The organism is Mesotoga sp. UBA6090 (genome assembly GCF_002435945.1).
GTDB lineage: Bacteria > Thermotogota > Thermotogae > Petrotogales > Kosmotogaceae > Mesotoga.
Genome location: NZ_DIXC01000008.1, coordinates 1 through 16,681, shown reverse-complemented (window position 1 = coordinate 16,681; position 16,681 = coordinate 1). Strand labels below are relative to the sequence as shown.

Annotated in this window: 17 protein-coding genes and 2 pseudogenes; 12 read left to right on the top strand and 7 right to left on the bottom strand. The window is 45.9% G+C overall.

The window, feature by feature from the left end:
• The 12 genes from B3K42_RS01595 to B3K42_RS01540 form a co-directional block, all read left to right on the top strand.
• A partial coding sequence (locus B3K42_RS01595; protein ID WP_292596431.1) for an ABC transporter ATP-binding protein occupies positions 1-951 on the top strand: 951 nt, incomplete at its 5' end.
• Complete coding sequence (locus tag B3K42_RS01590; protein WP_110991123.1) at positions 941-1,825, top strand: ABC transporter permease; 885 nt, start codon at positions 941-943, stop codon at positions 1,823-1,825. The genes B3K42_RS01595 and B3K42_RS01590, both read left to right, overlap by 11 nt.
• Complete coding sequence (locus B3K42_RS01585) at positions 1,825-2,613, top strand: ABC transporter permease (RefSeq protein WP_110991119.1); 789 nt, start codon at positions 1,825-1,827, stop codon at positions 2,611-2,613. Before B3K42_RS01590 ends, B3K42_RS01585 begins: the two co-directional genes overlap by 1 nt.
• A gap of 12 nt (positions 2,614-2,625) precedes the next feature.
• The gene (locus B3K42_RS01580; protein ID WP_181419124.1) at positions 2,626-3,642 is read left to right on the top strand and encodes an extracellular solute-binding protein; all 1,017 of its coding nucleotides are present in this window, start codon (positions 2,626-2,628) and stop codon (positions 3,640-3,642) included.
• A gap of 156 nt (positions 3,643-3,798) precedes the next feature.
• Positions 3,799-4,749: an AAA family ATPase gene (locus B3K42_RS01575; RefSeq protein WP_292596426.1), complete on the top strand. Its 951-nt coding sequence runs from the start codon at positions 3,799-3,801 to the stop codon at positions 4,747-4,749.
• On the top strand, positions 4,736-6,016 hold the full coding sequence (locus B3K42_RS01570) for a DUF58 domain-containing protein (protein WP_110991114.1): 1,281 nt from the start codon (positions 4,736-4,738) through the stop codon (positions 6,014-6,016). Before B3K42_RS01575 ends, B3K42_RS01570 begins: the two co-directional genes overlap by 14 nt.
• Entirely contained in the window at positions 6,003-7,418 is a 1,416-nt protein-coding gene (locus B3K42_RS01565; RefSeq protein ID WP_258367463.1) for a hypothetical protein, read from the top strand. Before B3K42_RS01570 ends, B3K42_RS01565 begins: the two co-directional genes overlap by 14 nt.
• 185 nt (positions 7,419-7,603) lie before the next feature.
• Complete coding sequence (locus B3K42_RS01560) at positions 7,604-7,804, top strand: cold-shock protein (protein WP_099828610.1); 201 nt, start codon at positions 7,604-7,606, stop codon at positions 7,802-7,804.
• Positions 7,805-7,937: 133 nt separating this feature from the next.
• Entirely contained in the window at positions 7,938-8,342 is a 405-nt protein-coding gene (locus B3K42_RS01555) for a DAK2 domain-containing protein (protein WP_258367462.1), read from the top strand.
• Positions 8,336-9,748, top strand: coding sequence for a DegV family protein (locus tag B3K42_RS01550; RefSeq protein WP_258367461.1), 1,413 nt, complete (start codon positions 8,336-8,338; stop codon positions 9,746-9,748). The genes B3K42_RS01555 and B3K42_RS01550 overlap by 7 nt, the downstream gene beginning before the upstream one ends.
• A 9-nt stretch (positions 9,749-9,757) precedes the next feature.
• A complete protein-coding gene (locus B3K42_RS01545; RefSeq protein ID WP_292596422.1) occupies positions 9,758-10,492 on the top strand; it encodes a DUF1295 domain-containing protein in 735 nt (244 codons plus the stop codon).
• 54 nt (positions 10,493-10,546) lie between these two features.
• Positions 10,547-11,176, top strand: coding sequence for a glycerol-3-phosphate acyltransferase (locus B3K42_RS01540; RefSeq protein WP_110991113.1), 630 nt, complete (start codon positions 10,547-10,549; stop codon positions 11,174-11,176).
• Positions 11,177-11,186: 10 nt separating this feature from the next.
• Here B3K42_RS01540 and B3K42_RS01535 read toward each other — a convergent pair whose 3' ends face one another.
• From B3K42_RS01535 to B3K42_RS01510, 7 genes and pseudogenes are all read right to left on the bottom strand, one after another.
• A complete protein-coding gene (locus B3K42_RS01535; RefSeq protein ID WP_110991112.1) occupies positions 11,187-11,903 on the bottom strand; it encodes an ABC transporter ATP-binding protein in 717 nt (238 codons plus the stop codon).
• A complete protein-coding gene (locus B3K42_RS01530; RefSeq protein WP_110991111.1) occupies positions 11,893-12,687 on the bottom strand; it encodes an ABC transporter ATP-binding protein in 795 nt (264 codons plus the stop codon). Before B3K42_RS01530 ends, B3K42_RS01535 begins: the two co-directional genes overlap by 11 nt.
• Positions 12,684-13,730 carry a branched-chain amino acid ABC transporter permease gene (locus B3K42_RS01525; protein ID WP_181419123.1) on the bottom strand — a complete coding sequence of 349 codons (1,047 nt, stop codon included), beginning with the start codon at positions 13,728-13,730 and terminating at the stop codon, positions 12,684-12,686. The genes B3K42_RS01530 and B3K42_RS01525 overlap by 4 nt, the downstream gene beginning before the upstream one ends.
• Before the next feature lie 4 nt (positions 13,731-13,734).
• Complete coding sequence (locus tag B3K42_RS01520) at positions 13,735-14,676, bottom strand: branched-chain amino acid ABC transporter permease (RefSeq protein ID WP_110991110.1); 942 nt, start codon at positions 14,674-14,676, stop codon at positions 13,735-13,737.
• Between the two features lie 64 nt (positions 14,677-14,740).
• Positions 14,741-15,844 (bottom strand): ABC transporter substrate-binding protein, encoded by a 1,104-nt coding sequence (locus tag B3K42_RS01515; protein WP_110991109.1) that lies wholly within the window; start codon positions 15,842-15,844, stop codon positions 14,741-14,743.
• A 388-nt stretch (positions 15,845-16,232) separates the two neighbouring features.
• Positions 16,233-16,478 (bottom strand): annotated as a pseudogene (locus B3K42_RS13895) (IS1634 family transposase); the annotation flags it as partial.
• Positions 16,478-16,681, bottom strand: a pseudogene (locus tag B3K42_RS01510) (IS1634 family transposase); the annotation flags it as partial. The pseudogenes B3K42_RS01510 and B3K42_RS13895, both read right to left, overlap by 1 nt.

Below are 16,681 nucleotides of genomic sequence, written 5' to 3'. Positions count from 1 at the left end.
TCCGGAAACATAACTCTTGGTGGAAAGAACATTATCGGAACGCCCCCCAATGAAAGAGAAGTAAATACCGTTTTCCAGAATTACGCATTGTTTCCACATCTGAACGTATTCGAGAATATCGCTTTCAGCCTGAGACTCAGGAAGGAACCTGAGAATGAAATACGTCGCAAGGTAAAGGAAATGATAGATCTTACACGTCTAAACGGACACGTCGAGAAAATGCCCTCCCAGCTCTCCGGAGGTCAGAAACAACGCGTGGCGATCGCAAGGGCCCTGGTAGGAAGACCTACCGTGTTGCTGCTTGATGAACCTCTCGCTGCATTGGATGCGAAGCTTAGGCAGCACATGCTTGTCGAGCTTGACACAATACACGATGAAGTAGGTATAACCTTCATATATGTAACGCACGATCAAAGCGAAGCTATGTCGATTTCCGACCACGTAGCCGTGATGAATGAGGGAGAGGTTATACAACTTGGAACACCCTTCGAAGTTTACGAGAGCCCGGTGAACGCTTTCGTCGCCAATTTTATCGGAGAGACAAATTTCTTTACAGGAAACGTCGAGAAGGTAGAAGCAGAATACTTTCTGCTGGATACCGAGAGATTCGGTAAAGTCTGGTTCTACAAAGACATGGAAGTAAGAGAAGGGCAGGAGATACAGGTTTCTTTGAGGCCCGAGAAGATAAAGATTACAAAGGACAAACCCGTTGTCCCTGAAGGCGCTAAGCTCAACGTGTTGAAGGGAGTAGTCGACGAGACTATTTATCTTGGAAGCCAGACGAAGTACACCGTCGCCATAGGCGAATACTATTTGAAGGCGTTCAAACAGCATGTTAGATATCTGCTGGACGAAGTCATCATTTCCTGGAAAGATGATGTCTATGTTTGGTGGTTTGCAGATGATAGCTATGTTCTTAGAGAGACAGGCGGTGTTCCTCTTGAAGAGTAAGCGGAATCTGGCAGGATTCTTCGTTTCGATGCCAGGGATCCTCTGGCTGACTGTCTTCTTTCTTATACCCTACTTCATTATCATTCTGTACAGCTTCCTTACATCTGGAATATATGGTGGAGTTGAGCTTCCATTTACTTTAGAGGCCTACACTCGGATGCTAGGTAACGCAGGCTACTGGCGGATACTCTGGAAGACCGTTTGGATTTCTTTAGTCGCCACCGTCATATGCTTGGGAATAGGTCTGCCAACGGCTTACTTCATAGCGACTTCGAAGAGAAGCAACATCTATCTGACTCTCGTTATCGTTCCTTTCTGGACCAATTTCCTGGTGAGGATATTCGGCTGGATGGTCATATTGGGAAGAAACGGCGTTATAAACTCTTTCCTGCAAATGCTCGGTCTTGAAGAGCCTCTTACTCTCATGTATACACCGGGGGCGGTCATCCTTGTCATCGTGTATATGTACCTTCCCTACATGATTCTTCCGCTTTATAGTGCTATAGAGAAGTTCGACTTCCGGCTCATTGAGGCTGCTATGGATCTCGGAGCGAATAGAACAGAAGCCATCTTCAAGGTTCTTATTCCTTCTATTAAAGGAGGGATTATTGCGGGAATCATTCTGGCATTCATTCCCGCCCTCGGCTCGTACGCGATTCCCGACCTGGTCGGCGGAACTGATGGAGCTATGCTTGGAAACCTAATTGCCAGACAGCTTACTGTGGCTAGAGATTGGCCTTCTTCCTCGGCTATATCAATGATCTTCCTGTTGATATCTACGTTGGGCCTTCTGATTTACATGAGAATAAACAAGATACAGAGCAAGAGAAGGCTCACAATCCGAGAGAGCTACATGAGAGAGGAAGAGATCTGATGGAAACCAAGAAAGTAATTGGAAAGCGGAGATTTTCTTTAACGGTTACAACTCTTACCTTCGTCTTCCTATACCTTCCCATTGTTGCCCTTGTCGTACTGTCCTTTAACAGTGCAAGACAAGGTGTTGCTTGGACAGGTTTTACTCTGAAGTGGTACTCCGAGTTATTCAGACAGGCCGATATTTGGAAAGCCTTTCTAAATACCGTCATCATTGCACTCACGTCTTCTCTGGCTGCAACAGTGATCGGAACCTTTACAGCCGTGGCTCTCTACTGGTACAAATCAAGACTGAAAGGCTATTTGGGAGTGCTGGTCTACACGCCGCTGATAATTCCCGATATCTTGATGGGTGTATCGATGCTCATATTTTTCGTTGCCATTGGTATTCCTCTGGGGCTTATTACGATTTTTATCGCGCACGTGACTTTCTGCATTTCCTATGTTACTGTAACAGTAATGACAAGACTCGAAGACTTTGACTATTCTATGGTAGAGGCCGCCCGAGATCTAGGTGCAAAAAGTCATCAAGTTTTCAGAAAAGTAATCGTCCCTATGATTATGCCTGGGATGATGGCAGGCTTCCTGCTCAGCCTTACACTATCCATTGACGATTTTGTTATCACGTTTTTCGTTGCCGGACCCGGATCCACTACTTTGCCTTTGAAAATTTATTCAATGATTAAGTTCGGGGTCTCCCCGGTGATAAACTCGCTTTCGACTCTGCTTCTTGTTGGAACTTTGTTCATATCTTTCTTTGGAAGCAAGTTCAGAAAGCTGATCTTTTAGGAGGTGGAAATAATGATCAGAAGGTTACCAATTTTCGGTATCTTACTTTTCTTAACCGCACTAGTATTCGGACAGGGAAATCTAATTATTTACGGCTGGTCGGACTACATTCCCAGCGAGGTTATTGATGCCTTTTCGAAGGAGTATGGAGTAAGTGTGATTTACGACAATTACGACTCGAACGAGACAATGTTCGCCAAGATCAAAGCCGGAGCCCGTGGTTATGATCTTGCCATGCCTTCGGCAGATTATACAAGTATCATGATCAAGGAAGACATGTTGATCCCTATAGACAAGTCTCTGGTGCCAAATCTCGCAAACATAGATCCTGATGTTGTAGAACAAATGTACTATGATCCTGAGAATACATATAGTATTCCCTATATGGTAGGAACTACTGGAATCGCGGTTAACACGAATTTTGTAGAGGTCTATCCTAGATCCTGGAAGATCTTCGAATTGCCGCAATTCCAGGGAACGATGACTCTACTTGATGATATGAGAGAAGTTTTCGGTGCTGCTCTTAAGTACCTGGGTTATTCAGTAAACTCAACCGATCCAGATGAACTCGAGGAAGCAAAGAATCTGATTCTAAAATGGAAAGATAATATTGCCAAGTTCGATAATGAGCTTTTCGCAAAGGGAATAATTTCAGGAGAGTTCTGGGTGGTACACGGTTACGGTGAAAATATCTTCTATGAAGCCACAGAAGAAGAGCTGAAGTATATTGATTTCTTCATTCCGTGGGAAGGCAGCACACTGTGGATAGACAGTTTTGTAATTCTAAAAGGCGCTACTAACCTGGAGAATGCACACCTCTTCATAAATTACATACTCAGGCCCGACGTTGCAGCAGAGGTATCCGATTACCTTCTTCTTCCTTCTCCAAATATACCTGCGAGAGAATTGACCAAGGAGGAACCCGTGTATTCTGCCGAAGATCTTAAGAATACCGAACTGATCAAAGATCTTGGAGAGAATCTTCGTATTTACAACACCCTTTGGAATGAGATTAGATTCGGGTTTTAGTCTCAGCAAGAAAGCATTCACTAGAATCGGTTGATCTTAGGCTCATCTCCATTGAGTTAGGAGATGAGCTTTTTGGAAGAATATATACTATCTTTAGATAGTTGGTTTTTTTCTGTGCTAAACTCAACAGACCACAGACTTTCCGGGAGGTGAGGCATGATTCCCATCAAAGACTTTGGAAGCAAACTCCTGAACAACATCTCCAGAGTGATAGTTGGCAAAGACCGAGTAATCGAAAGAGTCCTTGCCGTTCTGTTAAGCGGCGGCCACGTCTTGATAAACGATGTACCCGGAGTTGGGAAGACGATGCTGGCCAGAAGTTTGGCCATTTCCCTGGGACTCGATTTCAACAGACTGCAGTGTACTCCCGACCTTCTCCCAGGAGACGTTACAGGCATCAGTATTCTCAACCTCAAGACCAATGAGTTCACGTTCAGAAGAGGGCCGGTTTTCACCCAGATTCTTCTCGTCGACGAAGTGAACAGAACAACTCCGAGAACGCAATCTGCCCTACTCGAAGCTATGGCAGAGAGACAAGTCACAGTTGACGGCAAGACCTTCAATATGGAGCATCCCTTCTTCGTTATTGCGACTCAAAATCCCGTCGAATTTGAAGGGACCTTCCCTCTTCCCGAAGCTCAACTGGATAGATTTGCCATATCTTTGACATTGGGCTACCCAGGCGAGGAAAGCGAGAAGAGTCTTCTTAAGGGAATCTCTCGGGAGCACCCGATAGCGACGTTAGGATCTGTTTCCAATTGCGAGGACCTGAACGAAGTCCTTCGGCTGGTCAAAGAGGTCGCAATTGAGGACTCCCTTCTCGGGTATATTGTCTCCATTGTCAATGCAACAAGAAGACACAAAGATGTTCAACTAGGCTCTAGCCCAAGAGGTTCAATCGCTTTGATGGAAACCGCAAGGGCTCTAGCCGGACTGAGAGGCAGGGATTACATCATTCCCGACGATGTAAAGGAAGTGGCTCCAGATATTCTCTCTCACAGAATAATGATCAAGCCAGAAGCCCGTCTCATGAGGAGATCCAGCAGAGAAATCGTTCTGGACATCGTCGAGTCTGTACCGATCCCTATAAACTATGAAAAGGCTTGAACTCGAGGAGATAAACTCGAAAGGAAAACCGCTAATAATAATGACGGCAGTTTCCATTTGCTGGTCGATATTGTTTTTCAACGCGTATTCGGCGACATTCCTCACTCTCTCAGCAATTGTATGGGTCTATTACTGCATCACAAGAGCGACTATAAAAAGGCTAGTTATCAGTCGCTCCTTGGATAGAGAAAGGCTGTTCTCCGGTGAGTCTCTCACTGTTGAATACACCATCGAAGGAGGCTCTCCGATATCCCTTAACAGTACTATATTTCCTGTCATAAGAGCGGAGAGAGAATATCTTGGATCCAAGGAGAGTTCCGTAATCCTTTCTTCAGACAGTAATTCAGTAGTAGAAACTAGGCTGACTTTCAGGAAGCGGGGTAAGAAAGACATATCGCGTGTAGTTCTCATTTCAAGAGATCCGCTTAGGTTTTTCTCGCACACTGCAACATATTCGGCAGACGGATCCGTTCTTGTGCTTCCAAGAGTCCTGAATCTCGATTCCTTTCCCCTGAGACTCAGAGAACTCCTTCCAGGGAAGCGGAGCGATTTCCAGCTGATGGAGGACCCGGTCGATTTCAAGGGTATTAAGGAGTATGAAAGGGAACCTCTTAACAGGATCCACTGGAACGCATCTGCCAGGCTCGGAAAACTCATGAGCAAGGAGTTTGGCTACACCGCCGTTAGCAAAACCCTGCTCTACCTCGACCTTAACCTTTCAAGGGAGATATTCGCCCGCGATGTGTGGGAGAAAATCAGAATCGACTATGAAGAGATCGCAGTTCAGCTCGCTCTTGGCCTTGTCAGGTTCTCATATGAAACTGGAGGAAGTATAGGACTCGTAGTTGTCGGTGACAAGATACTTAGGCTGAGCGATTCGGGCCGAGACTGGACAGACTTCGCTGAAGCGCTCTCTGAAAGCAAAGGCAGTGATCAGGGCCCCCAGCTTCCAGATGTTCTTGAAGGAGATCTTGAACGCTTCGATCCCTCAACTACGGTCGTTATAGTCTCGCTTTATCTCGGAGAGGAGATCCTGCCGCATCTGCTTAGAGCAAGGTCACACTCTAGCCGTGTAGTTGTTATTATTGTTCCGTTCAATCCCAGAGAACCGTGGACCAAACGTACTATCTCTTGCCAAATGCTTCCCAGAACTATCAAAGAGCTCAGAAGGCGTGCCGCCCTTCTTGAACAGGAACAGATAATCGTACGTGTCGTAGGAGACAATCAGTCGATCCAGGAGGTACTGATCGATCTTGAGAATCGATAGAAGCTCGCTGACGGGGGCTGCAGCAGTCTTTTTGATCTGCTTCGTACAGTTGTTCTTTGCTGGAGGAGTTGTTTTCGCCGTCTGTCTTGCCGGGCTGGTGGCCTTTCTCTTTTACCTCGGACGAACAAAGACGGGGTGCAGCGTCTACTTACTTCTTCCAGTTCTGCTCTTCGCAACAACTATTCTGTTGCTGGGAGTTTTGAGAAGCGGCCTGGCTCTGTCGGTTTCCGCACTGGGAGCTATGGCCGGAATCGTTCTCTCGATGGACAGAAACGAATACATCTCAGTTGCAGGAGTCTTCATTGTGGGAGTTTCTCTTTCGGTTAGTCCCGTTCTGCACCACACTGGAGCCTATGTCACTCTGATATTGCTATTCGTAAGACTGCTTCTAATACCAAAGGCACCAAGAGTCTTCCTTGCTCTGGCAGTCCTTCTTCCTCTGCTGACCATAGCCCTTCTGGGTGATTACAGAGGAGGGTTGATTCCCTCAGCAAACAGAGCCGCTGTCTCTGAGGTCTCAGAAAGCGAGATAGAGTCTTCGAGAGACGAGGAGCAACCTTCATTCTTCTCTGAAGAAGCAGAATCTTCAACGGCACAGAGAGCCGATGGCGGTTCTGAAATCGCTATTCCAGAAGAGGTCCCCGAAGTCGGTTTCATAGATTCTATCTTTCTCTTTGGGTTCTACACAATCATCCTGATTCTCGTGATTTCAGTGGCAAGGAAGGCTTTGAGAGAATTCAAAGGGTGGGCACGGCTTGTTCCACCTCTTATGATATTGGTATCTGTAGTTGTAGTTCTTGTCGGGGGTTTCATGTATCTAAGATCGTTACCGCTTTCAGAAGATATCGTATTTGGAACTGGCGGTATCTTCAGCGACCTTTCCACTTCTATGCCTTCCTCTGGAGGGGAAGTTGCTCAGCAGGAGGAAGGCGAGCCCCCGTCTGTAGAGACTGCCAGTGCCGGGCGGTCGGTCTACTTGATCCTAAGAGTCGCCACCCTCACCGGTATAGTCCTTCTCTCGGCGGCTCTTGCCTATATGGTATTCTTCATCACTAGAAGACGCCAGATGAATCCTTCGACGCCTGAGGCAGAAGAACCAATCGAGGAAAAAGTGCATCACATTGCAACCGAACTCCCCGCATATGAAGAAGGGAAGGAGTTCATAATATCAGCTTATCAATGGCTCAGAGAAATGTACTTTAGCGATTATCGTCAGCTGACTCCGTATGAACTGGTCTGGCAAACAAAGGGCATAACAAAAAGACTGTTGACCAAACTGACAGCGATATATGTTCCTGTCAAGTATGGAAATCGCAATCCGGAAAGAACCAGCTGCGAGAAATTCGAAAGACTTTTCTTGGAACTGAATAAATCGCTGGAGACGGCTATCAATGGCCAATAAAAGATTTTGCGGATTTTGTTTTGGTGATTGTTTCAAAGACAAAACACCTGAATATTAGAAATAGTCAAATTAATCTTGCAGTCGGCTTGCATTTTATTCGAAAGTCTGTGTTATAATCTATCTGTCCAAAGGACACTATCGCTTTGCAAGTGGTGCAAGGTAGTTTTAAGGAGGAACATTTAAGTATGACAGGAACAGTAAAGTGGTTCAACGGAACAAAAGGTTATGGATTCATTACTAAGGATGACGGTGGGGATGTTTTCGTTCACTTCTCAGCTATTGAGATGGATGGTTTCAAGACCCTTGACGAAGGACAGAGAGTCGAATTCGATGTTGAAGACGGTCCAAAGGGTCCTCAGGCAGCAAAAGTTAGAATTGCGAAGTAATCGATTGCCCATATAGGAACCGGATCGCCCGCTTTTAGCGGGCGATTTTTTTGTTCTCTCCTGTAATCATCCGACTAATCTCTCTTCCTTGTGCTTACATATCAATAATCAAAACAAATAACGGGAGGAAACGATGGACTCCAGATCAATGAATCTACTTGACGGAACCATGTTCTTCAATGCCTTTTCCTCGGGTGCCAGTGCCGTAATAAAGGTGCAGAATGACCTGAACAAGCTAAACGTCTTTCCTGTTCCCGACGGCGATACGGGAACAAATCTTGCTTCGACGATGAGGTATATTCTCGAGCTAACCGACGTATCCAACTCAACAGGCAAGACGACTAGATCAATCGCTGATACTGCTTTAATGGGAGCGAGGGGAGATTCTGGAGCGATATTCGCCCAGTATATGCACGGGCTCAGTAATGTAATAGGAAATCGAGAAAGTATTGACAGGCAGACTTTCGCAAGAGCAGCTCAAGAAGCTATATCCTACGCTTATGACGAATGGTTACCCCAGTTGAAGGAACTATGCTGACCGTTATGAAGGACTGGGCCGATGCTCTCAATAGTATTGATGGTTCCGACAAATCACTGCTCGAAGTGATAGCTCAGTCGAACGCCGTCGCCCAGAAGTCGCTTGAAAAAACCCCTGAGAAACTCGCCATACTGAAAAAGGCTGGCGTAGTCGATGCCGACGCAAAGGGCTTTGTTGCATTTATTGAAGGGATCAAAACCTTTCTAAGCGGCAAGGGTGTGAATCTTGAAGATGAGATAATCCCGGATGTTGAGCTAAGAAATCACGTTCACATTGACGAAGGGAACATTGAGAATAAATTCTGTACTGAAGCGATAATTGAAGGTACTAAACTAAATATCGAAGGAATAAAGTCAATCATTAGCGAATCTGGAGACTCCGCTCTTGTTGCAGGCACAGAGAGCAAAGCAAGAATCCATGTTCACACAAATGAACCGGCAGAGTTGTTTTTCAGACTGAAGGACTTTGGAAATGTGACTCAGCAGAAGGTTGACGACATGGAAATGCAGTATAGAGTTAGCCAGAAACGGAAATATCCTATTGCTCTCGTCGTAGACTCAGTGTGCGATTTACCAAAGGAAGTAATGGATTATTATCAGATCCAGATGGTTCCATTGTATTTCAACTTTGGTCAAAGCCAATATTTGGACAAAATAACGATGAAGGCCGATCAATTCTATTCTTTGCTGGACTCTGCAGATGATTACCCAGTTTCAGCGCAGCCGGGTATGAACACATTTCAGAATCTTTATCACTTTCTCGGAACGCACTATGATTCAATAATAGCAATTCATGTTTCGGACAAACTAAGCGGTACATGGAATGCCAGCAAAAAGGCTGCCGAGCGACTAAGGGGGAAGAAGATCAGCGTAATCAACTCCCGGCACGTATCAGGATCAATTGGTCTCCTTGTACTTAAGGCCGCAATGATGATTGAGGAACGACGAGATCATGATGAAATAGTTGAGACTATTGAAACCCTGACGAATAATGCAAGGATCTTCGTCAGCGTTAACACGCTGAAATACATGGTAAAGGGCGGGAGAGTCAGCCCGGTGCTTGGATTGGTGGGAAAGGCCCTTAATTTGAAACCCATAGTATCTGTGGATAGAGAAGGCAATTCAAAACTTTACGGAAAGGCCTTCAGCAAACTCGGAAACATGAAGAAGATACTTAGCTTTGTTGAAGAGTTGAACAAGAAGTGCCATGTTGTCTCCTACAACATAACTCATGCTCACAAGACTACAAAGGCTTACGAAGATAGCCTGACCAAGCTACTCGGAAAGAAACCCGAGTACATAATGGAGGTCTCTCCAGTCGTCGGCATAAGCGCAGGAGTTGGGGCAGTAAGCGTCTCGGTTCTTTGTGAAAGTGACACATGGGCTCCCGATGTTAGAATCAAATGAGGTGAAATGATGGCGTATGTGATTCTTTTCAACGCTCTGGTAGTTGTTGGCTACATGTCGGTATTCTTTGCAATCGGGACAGCAAAGAAAGACAACTCTGTCGTCGACATAGGATGGGGTACCGGGTTCGTTGTAGTCGCGCTCTTTACACTTTTCGTATACGGCGAATGCAATGCGAGACAGATAATTACAACTGTACTGATCTCCTTCTGGGGAATAAGGTTGACTACACATATATTCAAGAGAAACTGGGGCCGTGGTGAGGATTTTCGTTATGTACAGATGAGAGAGAAGTGGGGAGAGAAGGTATTGATAAGATCCTTCCTGCAAATCTATATGTTGCAGGGTCTTTTTATGGTGATTGTCTCTTACTCAGTAATGCTCATTAATAGCCATTCGGGAAAGTCCTTTGGATTTCTGGACGTTCTCGGAATCCTTATTTGGGTTTGTGGCTTTGCCATCGAATCCATAGCGGACGTGCAATTGAGAGATTTCGTGAAGACGAAGAAGCCCGGGGAGATAATGACAAAGGGGTTGTGGAGATACTCGCGCCACCCTAATTATTTTGGTGAGGCCGTTCAGTGGTGGGGAATATTTATCATCGCTCTTTCCATTGAGGGCGGTTTCTGGGCTATAATCAGTCCAATGACAATCACTATTTTGCATAGATTCGTTTCCGGCGTTCCGTATCTCGAAAGAAAATATAAAGCGTATCCGGCTTTTAGAGAATATATGAATATATGAAAGAGACCAACGCCTTCATACCATGGCCTCCAAAAAAGTAGTAGTGTGATATAGATGGAAATTATTCTCTCCGCTATCTTTGCCTATCTTATAGGATCAATCCCCACGGCATATCTTATTGGAAGACTCTTATACGGATTTGATATCAGGAAACATGGAACCGGTAACATGGGCGCTTCAAATATGGTCCTTGTAAAAGGCTGGAAAATCGGGATACTGACAGGAGCAATCGATTTCATGAAGGGGATGGGGACAATTCTGATTATCAAGGGCGTCTCCAGCCACTGGACTTACCAGATGCTGTTCATCGCAGCCAGCTTTGCTGCGATTGGTCATATGTATCCCATCTTTCTGAAGTTCAGGGGTGGGAAGGGAACCGCCACACTGGCCGGTGGCCTTATAGGTCTTGATTACCAGGTTGCGCTGATCTGTATGGTCATACTTCTCGCTTTTATCGCGATTACGGACTACGCGGCTCCGGGCGTTATCGCAGTCTCTTCAGTAATGATCTTCCTTTTCAGAATCATCGGATACCGATGGGGAATATCTCTTCTGTTGATACCCATTGCAGTGATTATGATAGCTAGAAATCTAGAGAATATCCAAAGGATTTTGCGGAGAGAAGAACCGGGGCTGAGGGCGCACATTAGAAGAAAGAAAAGAACCCCGCAAGAAGGGGCCTAATGGTGATTTCTCAAATACCCAGGTAAACTTTTCTAACTTCTTCAGTTTCAAGTAGTTCCTTCGCTGAACCTTGAAGCGTAATCTTTCCTGTTTCCAGCACATAGGCATATTTAGATATTTCAAGGGCCTTGGCCGCATTCTGTTCGACAAGCAGTATGGTGACTCCCCGAGAATTAAGTGTCTGAATTCCCTGAAAAACCTCTTCAACGACAATAGGTGCCAGACCGAGCGAAGGTTCATCCATCATTATTAGATCGGGATTCGCCATGAGGCTTCTACCTATTGCCAGCATTTGCTGTTCTCCACCGGAAAGCGTCCCTCCGGACTGTTTCAATCTCTCTCTTAGAACAGGGAAAAGCGAGAAGACCGTCTCGAAGTTGCCTTCTATCTCTTCTTTGTCCCTCCTGTTGTATGCGCCCATAAGGAGATTCTCTCTAACCGTGAGATTGGAGAATATCCTCCTTCCTTCGGGCACGAGCGAAATCCCCAGCTTTGCCGTTTTGGCGGCTCCAAGCCTGTTGATTTTGTTCCCCCTGAAGGAGATTCTTCCACCGGAGGGTCTTATGAGTCCACTTATGGCTCCAAGCGTGGTGCTCTTTCCCGCGCCGTTGGAGCCTATTATAGTTACAATGCTGCCCTCCTCAACGGAGAGTGTTATGCCTTTGACTGCCTTGATGACACCGTATGAAACCTGGAGCTCATCAACAATGAGAATCTCACTTGCCAACCGTAACCCACTCCCTACCCAGATAAGCTTCGATAACCCTCACGTCCTTCTGAACAAAGGCGGGGACTCCTTCACTGATGGTCCTTCCGTGATCCAGAACCATTATCCTCTCACAAAGCCCCATAACCAGTTTCATATCGTGCTCTATAAGCAGAACGGTAAGGCCGAAATCGTCGCGAATCCTCCTGATAGTATCTACAAGACCTGCCGTTTCAGAAGCATTCATCCCGGCGGCCGGTTCGTCGAGAAGCAGAAGAGTCGCCCCCGTCGCCATTGCTCTTGCAATCTCTAGTAGCCTTTGCGAACCATAGGAGAGCGCGCTGGATTTTTCATTAGCCAGCATTTCGAGACCCAGAACACTCAGCAGTTCAAGAGCTTTGTTTCTCATCTCCCGTTCCTTCTCGGAATAACCCAGTCTGGAAACGCTTTTGAAAAACCAGCTGACGGCCTTTCCGTTGCTTGCAATCGTATGGTGTTGAGAAACCATAACGTTCTCTAGAACGGTAAGATCTCTGAACAGACGGATATTCTGAAAAGTCCTTGCGATCCCTGTTCTTGTTATCTTATCCGGTTGGAGTGACGTTATCTCATTATCCCTGAAAAATATACGACCCTCTGTAGGTTTGTAGTGTCCCGTTACCATATTGAAGACCGTTGTCTTTCCGGCACCGTTCGGGCCGATCAATCCAAAGATCTCGCCTTCTTCTACCCGAAGCGTTACATCCTCCACTGCGGTGAGTCCGCCGAACTTCATTGTGACATTCTCAAGAGTGAGCAAACTCATCTCTTGTATCTCCTCTTGAAAACAGAAACGAGCCCATCCCAGGAGAACTCATTTCTTCCCATCAATCCCCTTGGCCAGAAGATCATTATTATCACGAAGAGTCCCGAGAAAACGAGCATTCTCATCCCGCTTATTCCCACTATCTTGAAACCGAAAAGATTCATAGGCCCTTCCAAGAAGCGTAACCACTCGCTAAGAAAAGCAAAGAGAGCACCGCCGATGATGGCTCCTGTTATGCTTCCCAGCCCGCCGAGAACTATCATTATCAGAACGTTGAAGGTGAGAAGGATGCCAAAGGTGTTTGTTCTAGGATCGATTGTGCTGAGCCAGTGTCCGTACAAAGATCCGGAAATCCCTGCAAAAAACCCGCCAATAACAAAGGCCATCAATTGATGCTTGAAGACATTTATCCCCATGGCCTGCGCCGCAACTCTGTCTTCTCGTATTGCTCTCAAGGCCCTTCCAAAGGAACTGTAAGCAAGACTCAGGACACAAGCTACGGTAACAAGCAACCAACCCCATGCCCACCAGACATTCGTGTGATCGGGAAGCGCCTTCAAACCGAGTGCCCCGTTTGTTATTGAATTGAGATTAAGCGCAAAGATCCTGATTATCTCGGAAAAGCCGAGAGTCGCAATTGCAAAGTAGTCACCTGTAAGTCTCAAAGACGGCCAGCCGATTAGGAAAGCAAATACGGCCGCGACGAGACCGGCAATTATAGTTGCCCAGAAGAAGGGAATCTGAATAGAATTCAAAGGCCATACCAGTTTCTCAATGAGAAAAGTCATCTCCTTCTGCTCCGGTGACAGAGTCAAGAGCGCGGAAGTGTATGCACCAAGAGCAATAAACCCGGCATGTCCCAGAGAAAAGACTCCCGATATCCCATTAACTAATGTAAGACTTACCGCCATGATTCCATATATTCCGATAAGCGTTATTATTCTCGAATAATAGCTGTTCAATAATTCCTGCGAAAGAAATAGAAGAAGCGCTATGGAGGGTAATGCTATCAAAGTGAGTAGGATTTTGGTCTGCTTCTTCATTCAATCATACCTTTACTATTTCCGGTCTTCCAAGAAGACCGGAGGGCTTGATTGAAAGGACGATTATCAGGATGAAAAAGGCGAAGGCATCCCTGTAACCTGCCGCTGCAGGCATTATACCGACCATCATGACTTCGGTTATTCCGAGTATCAGACCTCCGAGTACCGCTCCCGGCACTGAACCTATTCCACCGAAGACGGCGGCGACAAAAGCCTTCATTCCAGGTATGAATCCCATATAGGGCCAGACTTGAGGATACCTGATAGCCCATAGTATTCCACCAATCCCCGCAAGCGCCGAACCCAGAGCGAATGTCATTCCGATCACACGATCGACATTTACTCCCATAAGCGATGTTGTCTGAATATCCAGGGAAACGGCCCTCATAGCCATTCCCACTTTTGTCCTGAAAATGAACCACCACAAAAAGACGAGCGCGATTGCAGCAACGATAAGCGTTATGAGAGAGATTACCGGAAATCTTATACCTCCGACTATTACCTCTCTGCCATACTTTACCTCCATCTCGCCGCCTATGATAATCATTTCGTTTAGCGATTGGGGGAAGATCGTACGGAATGATCTCGGAATACCGGAGAATACAACTACAGCAAGACTCTCAAGAAAGAAAGAGACACCGATAGCCGTTATCAGCGCCGATATTCTAGGAGCATTCCTGATAGGTTTGTAGGCAATTCTGTCAACTGTAAATCCAAGTAGAGCAGCGCAAGCTATAGCAAGAATAGCCGCCAGATACCATGGAAGCTGCGCAAGTGTCACAAAGAAGAGAGCAAAATAAACGGCCATCATGAAGATATCGCCATGAGCGAAATTGATCAGCCTTAGAATCCCGTAAACCATTGTATAGCCTATCGCTATCAGGGCATAAAGGGAACCAAGGCTAAGACCGTTAACAAAGTTTTGAAGAAGAGTCTTAGGATCCAAGCTTACACCTCCGGCCGATTGAAAAGAGAAAGGGGAGGGTGGGGCTTAGAAAGCCCCACCTTCTTTACGGATTGATCGTTGTATCGTACACGAACTTACCGTCTTCTATCTTTACAATCGCAACGGACTTTATTGCGTCACCGTTTTCATCGATAGTGATTATTCCCGTCACAGCAGGATAATCCTTTGTCTGTCGAACGGCCACTGCAATAGCTTCTCTATCGGTGCTCCCCGCACGTTCTATTGCATCCCTTACAACTAGATATGTATCAAACCCGAGGGCAGTGAATGTTCCAGGTGCTTCGCTGTACTTTGCAGTGTACGCTTCGACAAAGAGCTTTGCATTCTCTGTAAGCGCAGGGCTACCAGCATCGTAGTGAGTAGTGAAGTACAAACCGTTTACAGCATCTCCTCCGATCTCGATCGTCTCGGGAACGGCTGCACCATCTCCTGCGATTATTGGTTCGTAAAAACCAAGCTGTCTGGCCTGGATAGCTATGAGAGCGATTTCCTGATAATATCCGGGAATGAAAAAAGCACCGGCACCCTTGGAGATGGCATCGGAAACCTGGGCCGTAAAGTCCTGGTCTCCAGATTTGTAGTACTCGTAGAACACGCTTCCACCAAGCTCGAGAGCCGTTTCCTTGAAGTAATTTGCAAATCCGACGGCATAATCCTGCTCAACGTCTACGAAGACGGCAACGTTTTCCACACCCATGTTGTTGAATGCCAGCATCGCCGCCGCAACTCCCTGGAAGGGGTCGCTGAAACAGACACGGGAAACATACTTCTTGTCCTGAGTTACGAGGGGACTAGTCGAGCTGGGAGAAACCATTGCAACGCCATTCTGCTCAGCAACCATCCCTCCGGCAATCGTATTCGAGCTTATTACCTGCCCGATGATAGCAACAACCCCTTCCTGTTCGATCGCACGACGGGCGGTGTTCACGGCCTGAACCTTGTCGGAGTTGTTGTCGAGTAAGACGATTTCAATTTTCTCCCCAAGAACTTCCGGGAACAACTCGTTAGCAAGTTCGACTCCCTGCCAGATCATCTGGCCAAACGCGGCGACTCCACCGGTCATCGGAAGAATCGCACCTACTTTGATTGAAGCAAGCGCTGATACGGAAAGAAAGACAACCAAAAGAATTACAAAGAGTTTTCTCATACTTCTACCTCCTCCTGAAGTGGTTACAAGTGAATGAGACTAACCCATAATTTGATGCACATTCTCTAAACTCTAAGCAAGTGCAAAAATCGGTGTTCTAAGCTAATTATTCCCCCGAAAGTACATTTAACTAGCCAGAACGAAGAAATTCGAGTTTTTGCATGTTGTACGAATAGTACCACTAATGACAATAAGAAAATATTAAGAAGTGCAACAATGAAGAGAATTTTGGTAACATATCGAAGACATCGTCTGTAAATGGTAGTAATTACCTCACATTGGACTTGACATGATCTATACTAACTCAACTTTGACAGCAATGAATCTGAAAACAGCCAAACAAGGGAAAAAATGAAAAGAAAAACAGACGTACCACCACAGTGGTCTATTATGCAATCTCTTTGAGTAGATCCGGTGGTCTAATTTTGAGTGCTTTGAAAGCCTCGTAAGCATTGTTCATCATTTCAGCCCTTGCAAGAAAGCGTTTGCCTTCTACAGTTATCTCAACTGCTCTTATCTCTTTCAAGTCTTCGAGTATTTCTGCCTAAGAGAAAGTACTTCCAATCTCTTTCAGCTTTCTGCATAAGGCAGTTTCCATTACAAGTGCAAGGAAACAAATCATTATGTGGCCCTTCTCCTCAATACTCTTTCAATACCCAGTTCCTTCCATAACTGCTCGAAGATAATTACAGGTCCCCACAGATAGGTTTGATTTACATTAAGGGCTTCTTTTCTAATCCATTCTTTCGTCGAGAAGTTCCTCAGGCTTTCAATAAGCCTATCTATCTGGCCGCTGTTCTGAAGATCATCTACTCTCCCCAGATTAACCAGAACTCT

Excerpts from the sequence above, each read along its gene's own strand:
- B3K42_RS01585 (WP_110991119.1), top strand. The coding sequence starts at position 1,825 with ATGGAAACCAAGAAAGTAATTGGAAAGCGGAGATTTTCTTTAACGGTT.
- B3K42_RS01580 (WP_181419124.1), top strand. The coding sequence starts at position 2,626 with ATGATCAGAAGGTTACCAATTTTCGGTATCTTACTTTTCTTAACCGCA.
- B3K42_RS01575 (WP_292596426.1), top strand. The coding sequence starts at position 3,799 with ATGATTCCCATCAAAGACTTTGGAAGCAAACTCCTGAACAACATCTCC.
- B3K42_RS01570 (WP_110991114.1), top strand. The coding sequence starts at position 4,736 with ATGAAAAGGCTTGAACTCGAGGAGATAAACTCGAAAGGAAAACCGCTA.
- B3K42_RS01560 (WP_099828610.1), top strand. The coding sequence starts at position 7,604 with ATGACAGGAACAGTAAAGTGGTTCAACGGAACAAAAGGTTATGGATTC.
- B3K42_RS01555 (WP_258367462.1), top strand. The coding sequence starts at position 7,938 with ATGGACTCCAGATCAATGAATCTACTTGACGGAACCATGTTCTTCAAT.
- B3K42_RS01550 (WP_258367461.1), top strand. The coding sequence starts at position 8,336 with ATGCTGACCGTTATGAAGGACTGGGCCGATGCTCTCAATAGTATTGAT.
- B3K42_RS01545 (WP_292596422.1), top strand. The coding sequence starts at position 9,758 with ATGGCGTATGTGATTCTTTTCAACGCTCTGGTAGTTGTTGGCTACATG.
- B3K42_RS01540 (WP_110991113.1), top strand. The coding sequence starts at position 10,547 with ATGGAAATTATTCTCTCCGCTATCTTTGCCTATCTTATAGGATCAATC.
- B3K42_RS01530 (WP_110991111.1), bottom strand. The coding sequence starts at position 12,687 with ATGAGTTTGCTCACTCTTGAGAATGTCACAATGAAGTTCGGCGGACTC.
- B3K42_RS01525 (WP_181419123.1), bottom strand. The coding sequence starts at position 13,730 with ATGAAGAAGCAGACCAAAATCCTACTCACTTTGATAGCATTACCCTCC.
- B3K42_RS01515 (WP_110991109.1), bottom strand. The coding sequence starts at position 15,844 with ATGAGAAAACTCTTTGTAATTCTTTTGGTTGTCTTTCTTTCCGTATCA.